13 protein-coding genes are annotated in these 12,459 nt (G+C 61.1%); 9 read left to right on the top strand and 4 right to left on the bottom strand.

Annotation, left to right across the window (positions count from 1 at the left end):
• Positions 1-154: 154 nt before the first annotated feature.
• From DL86_RS13605 to DL86_RS13615, 3 genes are all read left to right on the top strand, one after another.
• On the top strand, positions 155-970 hold the full coding sequence (locus DL86_RS13605) for an oxidoreductase (RefSeq protein ID WP_036262521.1): 816 nt from the start codon (positions 155-157) through the stop codon (positions 968-970).
• 58 nt (positions 971-1,028) lie between these two features.
• On the top strand, positions 1,029-2,030 hold the full coding sequence (locus tag DL86_RS13610; RefSeq protein ID WP_036262605.1) for an NADP-dependent oxidoreductase: 1,002 nt from the start codon (positions 1,029-1,031) through the stop codon (positions 2,028-2,030).
• A 469-nt stretch (positions 2,031-2,499) separates the two neighbouring features.
• Positions 2,500-3,306, top strand: a complete 807-nt coding sequence (locus DL86_RS13615; RefSeq protein ID WP_036262523.1) for a creatininase family protein — start codon at positions 2,500-2,502, stop codon at positions 3,304-3,306.
• 98 nt (positions 3,307-3,404) lie between these two features.
• Here the strand turns inward: DL86_RS13615 and DL86_RS13620 are convergent, their stop codons facing one another.
• A complete protein-coding gene (locus tag DL86_RS13620; protein WP_051953431.1) occupies positions 3,405-3,905 on the bottom strand; it encodes a GNAT family N-acetyltransferase in 501 nt (166 codons plus the stop codon).
• On the bottom strand, positions 3,890-5,470 hold the full coding sequence (locus DL86_RS13625) for an OpgD/OpgG family glucan biosynthesis protein (RefSeq protein ID WP_036262608.1): 1,581 nt from the start codon (positions 5,468-5,470) through the stop codon (positions 3,890-3,892). Before DL86_RS13625 ends, DL86_RS13620 begins: the two co-directional genes overlap by 16 nt.
• Between DL86_RS13625 and DL86_RS19920 the strand changes: the two genes are divergently transcribed.
• The 4 genes from DL86_RS19920 (at position 5,469) to DL86_RS13645 (ending at position 10,117) form a co-directional block, all read left to right on the top strand.
• Positions 5,469-5,720, top strand: coding sequence for a hypothetical protein (locus DL86_RS19920; protein ID WP_156964650.1), 252 nt, complete (start codon positions 5,469-5,471; stop codon positions 5,718-5,720). The genes DL86_RS13625 and DL86_RS19920 overlap by 2 nt on opposite strands.
• Before the next feature lie 585 nt (positions 5,721-6,305).
• Positions 6,306-7,436 (top strand): type III PLP-dependent enzyme, encoded by a 1,131-nt coding sequence (locus DL86_RS13630; RefSeq protein ID WP_036262526.1) that lies wholly within the window; start codon positions 6,306-6,308, stop codon positions 7,434-7,436.
• Positions 7,437-7,593: 157 nt separating this feature from the next.
• Positions 7,594-8,199: a GNAT family N-acetyltransferase gene (locus DL86_RS13635; protein WP_051953445.1), complete on the top strand. Its 606-nt coding sequence runs from the start codon at positions 7,594-7,596 to the stop codon at positions 8,197-8,199.
• A gap of 487 nt (positions 8,200-8,686) precedes the next feature.
• Positions 8,687-10,117, top strand: coding sequence for a homospermidine synthase (locus tag DL86_RS13645; protein ID WP_036262530.1), 1,431 nt, complete (start codon positions 8,687-8,689; stop codon positions 10,115-10,117).
• A 91-nt stretch (positions 10,118-10,208) separates the two neighbouring features.
• Here DL86_RS13645 and DL86_RS13650 read toward each other — a convergent pair whose 3' ends face one another.
• Complete coding sequence (locus tag DL86_RS13650) at positions 10,209-10,922, bottom strand: CbtA family protein (RefSeq protein ID WP_036262532.1); 714 nt, start codon at positions 10,920-10,922, stop codon at positions 10,209-10,211.
• 11 nt (positions 10,923-10,933) lie between these two features.
• Positions 10,934-11,140, bottom strand: a complete 207-nt coding sequence (locus DL86_RS13655) for a CbtB domain-containing protein (RefSeq protein ID WP_036262534.1) — start codon at positions 11,138-11,140, stop codon at positions 10,934-10,936.
• 475 nt (positions 11,141-11,615) lie between these two features.
• Here DL86_RS13655 and leuD point away from each other — a divergent pair, with 475 nt between their 5' ends.
• A complete protein-coding gene (gene leuD / locus DL86_RS13665; RefSeq protein WP_036262538.1) occupies positions 11,616-12,221 on the top strand; it encodes a 3-isopropylmalate dehydratase small subunit in 606 nt (201 codons plus the stop codon).
• Between the two features lie 157 nt (positions 12,222-12,378).
• A complete protein-coding gene (gene pqqA, locus DL86_RS20850) occupies positions 12,379-12,456 on the top strand; it encodes a pyrroloquinoline quinone precursor peptide PqqA (protein WP_156964656.1) in 78 nt (25 codons plus the stop codon).
• Positions 12,457-12,459: the final 3 nt, after the last annotated feature.

Genomic DNA, 12,459 nt, shown 5'->3' on the forward strand with positions numbered 1-12,459 from the left:
CATGCGTCCCCCACAAGCGCCAGGCTCCGGGCGATCAGGCATGGCTCGCTCGAGAGATTTTTCATGTCCATACCTTTTTAGTAGTGACTTAATACTGATTTGATAGTAACTGATTGCTCATCGATGGTCCACGACAAAATGAAAGCGGAAGCCGATGAGCGAGACAGAACGCGGCATTGCCCTGGTCACGGGCGCTTCCTCCGGCATCGGGCTGGTGACGGCACAAGCGCTGCGGCGCGATGGCTACCGGGTCTTCGGCACCAGCCGAAAGCCGATGCCCGATACCCCGGACGGGATCACGATGCTGATCTGCGACGTGATCGACGATGCTTCCATACAGAGCGTCGTCGACGAGGTTCTAAGCCGCGCGGGGCGGATCGATCTCCTCGTCAACAATGCCGGGATCGGGCTGCTGGGCGGCGCTGAGGAATCCACGACGGCACAGGCGAAAGCCGTGTTCGACGTGAACGTGTTCGGCATCATACGAATGACAAATGCGGTCCTGCCCGTGATGAGGCGCCAGCGCCGGGGCCGGATCGTCAACCTCAGTTCGATACTCGGGCTGATCCCCGCTCCCTATAACGCGCTTTACGCATCGACCAAGCACGCCATTGAGGGCTATTCGGAGTCACTCGACCACGAGGTGCGAACGCAGGGCATCCGCATCGTGGTTGTCGAGCCCGGCGTGACCCGCACGTCCTTCGAAGAGAACATCGCGCGACCGGACCGGCCACTTGCCGTCTACGATACGGTTCGCGCCGACGCGGAGAAGCTGATGCACGAGATTGTCGCGAAGGGCGATGCACCGGAGGTAGTTGCCGAAGCTGTCGTAAGGGCCGCCAATGCGGCATCACCCAAACGACGTTACACCGCCGGAAAAGCTGCAGGACAGGTCCGCTTCATGCGCCGCTTCCTGCCTGAGTCCTTCGTCGATAACGGCCTTCGGAAATTCAACAGACTTCCCCGTTGAGCTCTCATCGCTGCACTACTGGCGCTGCAGGCTCACCACAGCAATGAAAGTTAGTCCGATGAAATCATTCCTGATCGATCGCTACAAGAAAGGCGGCGCTCTGCGGCTTGGCGAGATGTCGGAGCCAAAGTTGCGTGAGAACGACGTCATGGTCGAGATTCATGCCGCCGGCGTTAATCCCGTGGACTCCAAGATCCGGGACGGCGAGTTCAAGCTCATCCTGCGCTATCGCCTGCCACTGATCCTTGGCAGCGATCTCGCGGGCGTCGTGACCCGCGTCGGGTCCAAGGTCACGCGCTTCAGCCCGGGCGACGAGGTCTACGCACATCCAGGCCAGGACCGCATCGGCACCTTCGCGGAGTTCATCGCGATAGACCAGGCCAATGTGGCGCTGAAGCCCAAGAACCTGACCATGGAAGAGGCCGCGTCCATTCCGCTTGTCGCCCTGACGGCATGGCAGGTGCTTGTCGAGCGGGCCAACTTGCAGAAGGGGCAGAAGGTCCTGATTCATGCCGGCTCGGGCGGCGTGGGCACGATCGCGATCCAGCTTGCCAAGCATCTCGGGGCATATGTGGCCACGACCACGAGCACAGCAAATGTCGCTCTTGTGAAAAGTCTCGGCGCAGACGTCGTGGTCGACTACAAGAACGACGACTTCGAGAAAGTGCTGCAGGGCTATGACGTCGTGCTGAACAGCCTCGGGAAGGACACGCTGGAGAAATCCCTTGGTGTGCTGAAGCCGGGCGGGAAGCTGATCTCGATTTCCGGTCCGCCCGATCCGGACTTCGCGAAGGAGAACGGCTCCGGCTGGCTGCTTCAACAGGTCATGCGCCTGCTGAGCTCCGGCATTAGGAGAAAATCGAAACGCCGAGGGATCAACTATTCGTTTCTCTTTATGACAGCGAACGGCCGGCAACTCGGAAAGATCACCTCCCTGATCGAGGCGGGTGACATACGCCCCGTGATGGACCGGGTCTTCCCGTTCGAGAAGACCAACGAAGCGCTGGCCTATGTCGAAACGGGTCGCGCGAAGGGCAAAGTCGTCGTCACAGTGAAGTGACGAGGAATAACGGCGGCACCCAAGGATCTAAAAGTTGCGCTACTGACGAGCAGCACACTGCACGCCCCCTCTGCCCAATGCTGATAGGAATCAAATCTCTCTGCGCAGACGCCGGCGTCAGGGTCCGGATATGCCGGGGGCAAGTAGGACGCACCAGATTCGACCGATAGGCCGCGCACTTTCATTAGAATAGGGCTCGTTCGGAAAAGCACACTTGTTCTCTTAGAATCGTGACCGACGGTCTGACCGAATGACCGGTTTCGGCCGGTGAGCACGGGGCAGGCGATGGCCAACATGGGCGCGAAGCGGCGGTCGGCAATCTTTCGTCGGAAGGTCTCTTATGTTTCAAATCCCGTCATACAGAAGCAGGCATCTGCACGACAAATCATCCTTGCCTTTGCGATTAGTGATATAGGACCATTTTTGCGTCGGGACGGCAATCTGCTCCGCCGCGCCAAGGACTATTTCCATGCTGCCGACAAAATTCTGGGCCGAGATGATCTGGACCGATTTCCAGGAGACCGACATGGCGGAGGTCATCGCGGTCCTGCCTGTCGCCGCGATCGAGCAGCATGGTCCGCACCTGCCGCTTGGCGTCGATACATTCATCATGGAAGGCTATGTCGCCAAGGTCATCGAGCGCCTGCCGGCGGAGCTCCCCGTCTTGTTTCTGCCGGTGCAAACCTGCGGCTGTTCGATCGAACATGCGGATTTTCCGGGCGCGCTCAGCCTTTCCGCGCCAACCGTCATCCGCGCCTGGACGGAGCTTGGCGAAAGCGTTTTCCGCTCCGGCTGCCGCAAGCTCGTGCTGCTCAATTCGCATGGCGGCAACAGCGCGATGCTCGACATTATCGCGCATGATCTTCGGGCGCGATTCGGCATGTTGGTCGTGATGGCCTCCTGGCATCGCTTCGGCGCGCCGGACGGGCTTTTTTCGGCCGAGGAAACCGCGCATGGCATCCACGCCGGAGACATCGAGACTTCGCTCATGCTGAGTTTCCGGCCCGACCTCGTGCGCTTCGAGAAGGCGGCTGATTTCGTTTCCGAGAGCGTCGGGATGGAGAGCGATTTCAGTTGGCTTCGCGCCGGCCGGCCGACGGGCTTTGGCTGGATGACTCAGGATCTCTCCGCCTCCGGCGCGATGGGCGACGCCGGGGCGGCCACCGCGGGAAAAGGCGAGGCCTGCGCCGATTACGGCGCGACGGCTTTCGTCGAATTGCTGCAGGACATCGAAGGTTTCGACCTAGAAAGGCTTAGAAGGGCTCCGCGCGCCTAGAGCGCTTTCGGTTTCGGCGGAATCAGAAAGCAGCTCTAGGTCTTTGTTTTGTCGCATTTTCTTAACGCGAACCGGCATCCATTTCGCTCGAAAATGCTTTAGAGCGCTTCCCGATCAGAAGGAAGCGCGAATTCCTTTTCGAAGCGCAAGGCGGCGGCTCCGTCTTCGTAATAGTCCTCGACGACTGCGAAGCCTCGGTATCCGCTTTTTTCATAAAGCTCGATCGCCCGCGCGTTGTCGACGCGCACTTCAAGGCGCATTGCGATCGCGCCGCGCGCCATTGCGGCGCGCTCGCTGGCTCCGAGCAGAAGGCGCCCGAGGCCGCGCCTTTGTTCTGCCGGATCAAGCGCGATCGAATAAAGCCGGGCGCGCTGTGAATCCTTGCGGAATGCGACAAGGCTATAGCCGGAGACGCGGTCGTTGACGCCGACGACGAGCAGCAGCGCGGTTCTCGATTTAAGATAATAGCGAAGGCTGCGGCGCGAGAGTCTGTCGCTATCGAAGACGATGGTCTCGATGGCTTCGATGGCGGCAAGATCGTCGAGGCTCGCCAAGCGAACCGAAGTCGCCGTCGTTGGCGCGCCTACTCCGCGCGCCACGGAAAAGTCCAGGTTTCGGTCAATGCCCGCGATGCGGTTCGCAAGAAGGCGCGAAGATCGGTCGATTGGCCGGCTTCGAGCTGGACGTCGATGGCGGCGCGAAATCCTTTCGTGTGGGGGTTCGGCACAATGAAGGAGCGCGTGATTTTGCCTTGGCTTGTTGAGGGCACCACCTCGACCGATTGCGGATCGGCGGCGTAATGGGCGAGGTCGCCGCCGGTGAAATCGATGATGAAGCGGCGCGACCCCGGGCTCAAGGGTTCGGCCGAACCCAACGCCGCCGCCGTCGTCTGATAGGTGTTGAGGGTGCGCCCATTGGGCGAGAGCCTGGTCAGATTGAGGCTCGCGACGACGCGATAGCCATAGCTGAACGGTCGATTTGGCTCCGGCGCGTCCTTGGGCGTGAAGGAGGCCACGATATTATCGTTGGTCTCATGCTCGGTCGGCAGTTCGACGAGTTCGATGCGCCCTTCGCCCCAGCTCTCCCTCGGTTCGACAAAATAGCTTGGCCGCGCCTCATAGGCGAGGTCGAGGTCTTGATAATGGTCGAAATCGCGGTCCCGCTGCAAAAGCCCGAAGCCGCGGATGTCCCGATCGAGAAAGACTGAAACCTCCAGCTTTGTCGGATTGCGCAAAGGCCGCCAGATCCATTCGCCGGTCCCCGAATGGATCAGCAGGCCGTCCGAATCATGCAGCTCGGGACGAAAATCCTCGTTAAAGCGGTGATCATTCTCGCCGATGAAATACATCGAGGTAAGCGGGGCGAGACCGAATTTAACGTTTGCCCGGCGCGGAAACAGCGTCGCCGATACTTCGAGCGCGGTCTCGGCGCCAGGGTAGAGATCGAAGCGAAAGGCTCCTGTCGTCGCCTCGGCGTCGAGCAGCGCGTAGATCGTGGCGCGGTCGGCGTTGGTCTCGGGCGTTTCGATCCAGAATTCCCGAAAGAAGGGAAACTCCTCCGCGTCGGTCCCGGCCTGGACGGCGAGGGCGCGAGCGGACATTCCATAGCGTTGATCGCGGCCAAGCAATCGAAAATAGCTCGCGCCCACAAAGGCGATGACCTCGTCGAACACTTTCGGCGAATTCAAGGGAAAATGCAGGCGAAAGCCGGCGAAGCCAAGATTGACCGGCAGGGGTTTGTCGAGCTTGGTCCGGCCATAATCGAACAGATTGGCGGAATAGGGGATCGGCGTCGGAATTCCGTCGCGGATCGTGTTGATGGTCACCGGGCGCCGGTAAAGATGGCCAAGGTGAAAGAGTTGCAGGCGGAATGGACTGCCGTTCGCGGCCAGAAAAGATTTGTCGGGGCGAAACCGGATGTCGCGCCAGGCATCGAAATCGAGCTTGTTGATGGGGTCCGCGAGCGGCGCCGCTGCCGCCTCGAAACGGGCCGTCGCGAGATCGCGGGCGCGGCGCACGACATCGTCGAAGTCGAATTTCTGCGGCGAAGACGCGGGTTGCGCGGCCGCTGGTTTCGCAGCCTCGGCCGCAATCGGGCGGTTCGACGCCAAAGCGCCTGACGCGACCAGGCACTTGACGAGCGTACGGCGGTTCAGGTCGGTCATGAGCATACTGAAAAGAGAAGAAAAAAGAAGGAGGCGCGGCGGTGCGAGGCGGGTGAACCACGCTAGATTTACGGAATTACTGGCCTTTTTGGGCAGCGGCAAGGCATTTAGCTTAAATTTCGCGGCGATGGCCGACGCGCAGTCAAGGCCCTTTCCCGGCATCGGGCAATGGCGAGCTGGTTTCGAAACTTTAGAGGAACGCGTTCTTCCGCAGCCAACGCCGCGCCGGCTGGACAGCGGCAAGCCTTAAGACTGTTGCCGAGCGGCAACGCTGGACCGGCCTTCGCGCGCGGCGGCGAATTTTTTGAAAAAGCTCTTGTAATGCGAGCAGAATCGCATATTTTTCGGCTTGCCCAATTTCGCACGTGCCTGTGGTCGTGTGTCGGTTGGCGGGGATCCGGACAAGAGGCCGGTTAACCGCCTTAAAAAAGGACCGGCAGCCGGAGGCGAACCGGCGAACCCCGCCAAACGGGGGACGCGACTTAAAGCAACGACGGACCGGGCTTTTTCGTCTCTGCCAGCCTCCAAAGCTGGCTTACCGAAGAGGCTAGTCTTTCTTGCCGGGCGTGCGGAGGGGATTTCCCACTCCAAGCGATGGCCATTGACACTTTGGACGGCAGGATTCTGCCTTGTCCACGGTGGCGATGTCCTACGGCGCAGCATCAGACCGCGCGCGGTCCGCAAGACATTCGTCTTGTGGAAACGACGGCGGTCGCGATTGGCGGGTCAACTGGACCGCTCGCGTCTCCAAAGCGCGGGCGTCTCTCAGTATCGCCAGTCACCCGAAGCTTGTTCGCTTGGGTGCGGATTTCGCACCCTTCGAAGGGATGCCGCGATGACCGATCGTATTTTAGAATTTCTCCGCAACCGTCGCGAGGACGGACCGTGCCTGGTGCTCGACCTCGACATCGTGCGGGAGAACTATGCCTCTTTCGTCAGGGCCATGCCGGACACCCGCGTCTTTTACGCGGTGAAGGCGAACCCCGATCCGCGCGTGCTCGAACTGCTGGCGCGTCTTGGCTCCTGTTTCGACACGGCTTCCGTCGTCGAGATCGAGCAGGCGCTGGCCAGCGGCGCGAGCGCCGACCGCATCAGCTATGGCAATACGATCAAGAAGGAGCGCGACATCCTGCGCGCCTATCAGCTCGGCGTGCGCCTGTTCGCCGTGGATTGCGAAGCCGAAGTCGAAAAGATCGCGCGCGTCGCGCCCGGCGCCAAGGTGTTCTGCCGCATGTTGTGTGATGGAGCGGGAGCCGAGTGGCCGCTGTCGCGCAAGTTCGGCTGCGCCGCGGAAATGGCGCCGCGGGTGCTCGAACACGCGCATCGGTTGGGGCTCGTCGCCTTCGGCCTGTCGTTTCATGTTGGATCGCAACAGCGCAATCCGGGCATGTGGGATGGGGCGTTGAAGACCGCGGCGACGATCTTCCGCGATCTCGCCGAACGCGGCATTGTTTTGCAGATGGTCAATCTCGGCGGCGGCTTCCCGACGAAATATCTGAAGAACGTGCCGGCGGTGAACGCCTATGCGCAGTCGATCATGCGTTCGCTGCACAAGCATTTCGGCAATCAGATCCCCGAGACGATCATCGAGCCGGGGCGCGGCATGGTCGGCAATGCCGGCGTCATCGAGGCGGAAGTCGTGCTGATCTCGAAGAAGTCGGAGGATGACAAGGTGAAGTGGGTCTATCTCGACATCGGCAAGTTCAATGGGCTCGCCGAAACGATGGACGAGATGATCCGCTATCCGATCAAGACCGCCTTCGACGGCGATGCGACCGAGCCTTGCGTCCTTGCGGGCCCGAGCTGCGATTCCGTCGACGTGTTGTATGAGAAGGAGCCCTATTTTCTTCCCGTCAGCCTCGAGATCGGCTCGAAGGTGCTCATCGGGGGAACGGGCGCCTACACAACGACCTATTCCTCGGTCGGATTTAACGGCTTCCCGCCGCTCAAGGCCTACGTGATCTGAGCGTAAGCCTTTTTTGAAAATCCCTGGCGGAGGAGCCTGCTCCTCCGCGCTCATCCATTTCCTTGTCCCGGACGGCCGGCGGGGGCTCGATTGTCGAGTCATCGCTGGTGCGAGGGTCGTCGCGCGCAATCCCGGCAACAGGCCGGCGGAGGCTCAGATGACCTTTATCTTGAATGAAATCGCCATGCAGGCTCCCTTTTTCATCGGGCTCGCCGGCGAGCCCGATATTCGCGTGGCCGAGGAAACGCCGGCCGATGTTGGCGCGCGGGAAAATTTGCTCGACGCGGCGTTTGGTCCGGCGCGTCGCGAGAAGACCGCCGAACGTCTGCGCGAAGGCCGCTTGCCGGCGCAAGGTCTTGCGCTGGTGATGAAGGATTCCGAGCAACTCGTCGGCACATTGCGGATGTGGAAGATCCTGGCTGGGGAGACGCCCGCCTTGCTTCTCGGTCCCCTCGCCATCGCAAGCGCCTACCGCTCGCGCGGCCTTGGCCGCAGATTGACGGCTGAAGCCTTGTTCCGCGCCGTCGCCGCCGGCCATAACGCTATTCTGCTTGTGGGCGATGCGCCTTATTACGAGCCTTTCGGCTTTTCCCGCCGTCACACGCTTGGGCTCAGTCTTCCTGGTCCGGTCGATGAGGCGCGCTTTCTCGGACTTGAAATCAAACCAGGCGCCTTGAAGGGCGCCAAGGGCCTCGTCGCGGCGGCCGGCGCCCACGATTGGGAGGCATATGGAGGCTCGGCCGACTATCGCCGGGCCGCCTGAATCCTCCGTATCTCCTGCGAAACAGCGGCGAGGGCTGCCGCCCCGCCGCCCCTCTGTCTTGACGGCCGATCGACGCAGCAGCGTTCTTGACCAGGAGCGCCGCGCTTGCTTGATCGCGTCGGCGGCCAGCCCGCAAGAGGTCGCCGGCTTGTCGCATTTTTTGAACGTCGAGCCGGTATCCATGCCGGTTGAACAAGGCTGCTTTTTGATTCTTTGGAATTTGAAGGGTTTCCAGAGCATATTCCGAACAGATTGGTTCGATCGGTTCGACGAGAATATGCTCAGACTTTTTTGACGCCGGAGCGATTTCTGATCGATCGAATGACTCCATTCGATCGGAAAGCGCTCTACAGCATTTTCGAGCGAAGCGGATGCCGGTTCGCGTTAAGAAAATGCGACAAAACAACGACCTAGAGCTGCTTTCTGATTCCGCCGAAGCTGAAAGCGCTCTCGAACTTCCGCCAACCTGACTGATGGAGATAAATGAATGTCGCAATGGCCCGTGCATGGAGCGATAACAGGCCCGATCGTCATGATCGGCTTCGGTTCGATCGGACGCGGGGCGTTGCCGCTCATCGAGCGTCATTTCACCTTCGATAAATCCCGCTTCACCGTCATCGACCCGCAGGACAAGGATCGTCATCTCCTCGACGAGCGCGGGATCGCTTTCGTCAAGCAGGCCGTCACGCGCGAGAATTTCGTCGACCTTTTGAAGCCTCTGCTCACCAAGGGCGGCGGCCAAGCCTTTCTCGTCAATCTCTCCGTCGATGTGTCGTCCAGCGCGATCATGCGGCTCTGCCATGAAGTCGGCGCGCTCTATATCGACACTGTCGCCGAGCCCTGGCTTGGATTTTATACCGACGCCCGCCTCACGCTGTCGGAGCGTTCGAACTACGCCTTGCGCGAAGGCGTCCTCGACCTTCGCCGAGCGATCGGCAAGGGACCGACGGCGGTTTCCTGCTGCGGCGCCAATCCCGGCATGGTCTCATGGTTCGTCAAGCAGGCGCTCTTGAATGTCGCGACCGATTGCGGCATCGACCCCGGCGCGCCGGCGACGCGCGAAGACTGGGCGCGGCTGGCGCAAAAGACCGGCGTCAAGGGCATTCATATCGCCGAACGCGACACCCAGCGCGCCAAGACGCCGAAGCCAAGAGGCGTGTTCGTCAATACCTGGTCCGTCGAAGGCTTCATCTCGGAAGGGTTGCAGCCTGCGGAGCTTGGTTGGGGCACGCATGAAAAACATTTGCCGCCAGAGGGCAAGCGGCATCCGTTCGGCCCCGATTGCGCGATCTATCTGATGCGTCCGGGCGCCGGAACGCGCGTGCGCTCATGGACGCCGACGCCGCAAGCGCAACATGGCTGGCTGATCACCCATAATGAAGCGATCTCGATCGCCGATTACCTGACCGTGCGGGAGGGCGGCGAGGTGGTCTATCGCCCGACCTGCCACTATGCCTATCGCCCGGCCGACGACGCCGTCTTGTCGCTCGATGAGATGGCCGGCGCCCAATGGCGTCCGCAGAAGGAGTCTCACATTCTCGACGAGGACGAGATCGTCGACGGGATCGACGAGCTTGGCGTGCTTCTCTATGGCCACGCGAAGAACGCCTATTGGTATGGTTCCCAGCTCTCGATCGAGGAGACCCGCCGCATCGCGCCCTACCAGAACGCCACGGGACTTCAGGTGACCTCCGCCGTTCTCGCCGGCATGGTCTGGGCGCTGGAAAATCCGCAAGCCGGCATCGTCGAAGCCGACGAGGTCGATTTCCACCGTTGCCTGGAAGTCCAGCGGCCTTACCTCGGGCCAGTCATCGGTCAATATACCGATTGGACCCCGCTGACCGATCGCGCGATTCTGTTTCCCGAGGACATAGACTCCGAAGATCCTTGGCAGTTCAAGAATGTGATCGTGCGGTAGGTCCATCGAATCGGCAAGGGTTGGCTCCAGCTCGATGCGCTGAAGCAGGCCCTCGCCGGAAAACGCCGCGTCGCCCGGCCCTGTCCTCGTTTTAACGGCGCTTTATTGGGTGGGCTTGTGTCAGTGCGCCGAAACCCAATCCCAGCGCGGACCACAAAACCGCCTGCACGCCCAAGGCCGAGACGCGAAAACTCCAGAGGACATCGGCCGGAAAGGAGGCCGGGACCTCGTCGATCGACGGCAGCAGCCGAGCGGCGAGCCCGACCATCGCAATAAAGACGGCGGCCTGCGCGAGCGCCGCGTTCCAGGAATCCAGCCAAAGGCGGAGGGTCTCTCCGATCATCGCCGCAAGGACCATCGCCAGGACCGAAATCAGCATCATGACGAAAAACAGCGCGGTGCGCGCGCCAAGCGTGTCCTGCGCTCCGATCGCAGGCGGATTGGCTGGATATTTCAATTCGGGAACAAGTCCGATCGCAATGAATCCGGCGCAGGCGAGAATCGCCGCGACCGCGCGGGGATCAGGGCCGCCGATGCGGCCATAAGCGAATGCGAAAGCCAAGCCGAAAAACCCGCCGACCGCCGCGCCGTAAATCATCGCGGCCGTGAACAGTCCAACGCTGCGCTGCGTCTCCCGACTGACGATTTCAGGCTCGGATGGTTGCCCCTCCGCCTGTTCGACGGCGGCTTCAAATGCGATCGCCCGCTCAATCGAAGGCTCCCCGGCAAAGGTCGCGAAAGCCGCGGCGAGGAAACCGGCCAGGATGCCGGCGAGCATCCCGCGCAGGAGCAGACCGCCGACCATTTAGCGCTTCCTCAGTGGCAGGGGAAGGCGAGAATATGGCGGCCGTCATGGACATATTCATGGATGAAATGGCCGGAGATCAAGGCCGTGGCGCCTTGTTCCGCTCCCACGAAATAGATCGACAGGAGGGCGAGGATCCCGCCAAAAGCCAGCCAGGGCAATATCTCGCGGACAGGAATCGGCGTCGGCCGTGCGGCCGCATAAATGGCGTTGCTCATCGAAAAACTCCTGGGATCACGCGTACCGCTTTCGTCGCCGTTCCGGAAGGGAAGGTCTGGCTCGCGGCACCCCACCAAGCCTAGGACCGGGCGCATCGCTGACAGTGGCGCGACCGCGGCGGATTTGCGCCGCCTTCTTCGCATCCCGGAAGCCGCAAACCTATGGGCGCCTCGAAAATCTGTCAATCGATCTGGAGACGCCGCTGGCCGACCTCGCCAAAGGCCAGCTCTCTCCGAAAAGCCTGTCGCCCCGCCGGCCCGGTTTGCTTCGAGGGCGGCGCCTTGCTAAATAGCCGTTCGAAAAGCGGCTCGCGATTGTTCGCGCAGGCCGCTGGGCCAGCCCTCGCCAAAGCGCCTTGCTTTTCATCAAGCGCCTTGCGCTGCGTCAAGGGCTCGCCTTTCGCGTCGCGTCGCGTCAGCCGGCGACGACGACCAAACGCCCGCATGCCCGCCTAATGGATCTGGACACGCCTCCATGGAAAAATTTACCTCTCTCACCGGCGTCGCCGCGCCGCTCAAGATCACCAATATCGACACCGATATGATCATCCCCAAGCAATATTTGAAGACGATCAAGCGAACGGGACTGGGCAGCGGGCTCTTCGCCGAATTGCGCTACAAGGAGGACGGATCGGAAAATCCGGACTTCGTCTTGAACAAGCCAGCCTATCGCAACGCTCAGGTGCTTGTCGCGGAAGACAATTTCGGCTGCGGCTCGTCGCGGGAGCACGCGCCCTGGGCGCTGCTTGATTTCGGCATCCGCTGCGTTATTTCGACGAGCTTCGCCGATATTTTCTACAATAATTGTTTCAAGAACGGCATTCTGCCGATCAAGGTTTCGCCCGAAGATCTCGCCAAATTGATGGACGACGCCGGGCGCGGCGCCAATGCAACTTTGTCGATCGACCTCGATCGCCAGGAAATTCGCGGACCCGACGGCGGAACGATCGGCTTTGACATCGACCCATTCCGCAAGCATTGCCTTTTGAACGGGCTCGACGATATCGGCCTGACCATGGAGAAGGCTGGACGGATCGAGAGTTTCGAAGCCAAGACCGCGGCGGAGCGAGGCTGGCTTTAAGCGCGGCTCCTTGGCGGCGCCAAATTCATGGAAAAAAGGCGTGGCGAGAGTCGAAGACGGGTGCTAAGGTCCGCGCCGGACGGGCGTAGACCTGTTCAGGGTACGGAAACAAAGCGCCCGGCGAAATCGCAACGCTTAAGCAATGGCAGAGGCAAAAATGGCTTGGACGACCCCCATCATCATCGAAGTTTGCATCGGCATGGAAGTGACGAGCTACGCGTCCGCCGAAATCTGAAGG

Origin of the sequence: Methylocapsa aurea (assembly GCF_000746085.1) — a bacterium.
Classification (GTDB): domain Bacteria; phylum Pseudomonadota; class Alphaproteobacteria; order Rhizobiales; family Beijerinckiaceae; genus Methylocapsa; species Methylocapsa aurea.

Coding starts and splice junctions, on each gene's coding strand:
- DL86_RS13610 (WP_036262605.1), top strand. CDS start 1,029: ATGAAATCATTCCTGATCGATCGCTACAAGAAAGGCGGCGCTCTGCGG.
- DL86_RS13615 (WP_036262523.1), top strand. CDS start 2,500: ATGCTGCCGACAAAATTCTGGGCCGAGATGATCTGGACCGATTTCCAG.
- DL86_RS13625 (WP_036262608.1), bottom strand. CDS start 5,470: ATGACCGACCTGAACCGCCGTACGCTCGTCAAGTGCCTGGTCGCGTCA.
- DL86_RS13635 (WP_051953445.1), top strand. CDS start 7,594: ATGACCTTTATCTTGAATGAAATCGCCATGCAGGCTCCCTTTTTCATC.
- DL86_RS13605 (WP_036262521.1), top strand. CDS start 155: ATGAGCGAGACAGAACGCGGCATTGCCCTGGTCACGGGCGCTTCCTCC.
- DL86_RS13650 (WP_036262532.1), bottom strand. CDS start 10,922: ATGGTCGGCGGTCTGCTCCTGCGCGGGATGCTCGCCGGCATCCTGGCC.
- DL86_RS13630 (WP_036262526.1), top strand. CDS start 6,306: ATGACCGATCGTATTTTAGAATTTCTCCGCAACCGTCGCGAGGACGGA.
- DL86_RS19920 (WP_156964650.1), top strand. CDS start 5,469: ATGAGCATACTGAAAAGAGAAGAAAAAAGAAGGAGGCGCGGCGGTGCG.
- leuD (WP_036262538.1), top strand. CDS start 11,616: ATGGAAAAATTTACCTCTCTCACCGGCGTCGCCGCGCCGCTCAAGATC.
- DL86_RS13655 (WP_036262534.1), bottom strand. CDS start 11,140: ATGAGCAACGCCATTTATGCGGCCGCACGGCCGACGCCGATTCCTGTC.
- DL86_RS13645 (WP_036262530.1), top strand. CDS start 8,687: ATGTCGCAATGGCCCGTGCATGGAGCGATAACAGGCCCGATCGTCATG.
- pqqA (WP_156964656.1), top strand. CDS start 12,379: ATGGCTTGGACGACCCCCATCATCATCGAAGTTTGCATCGGCATGGAA.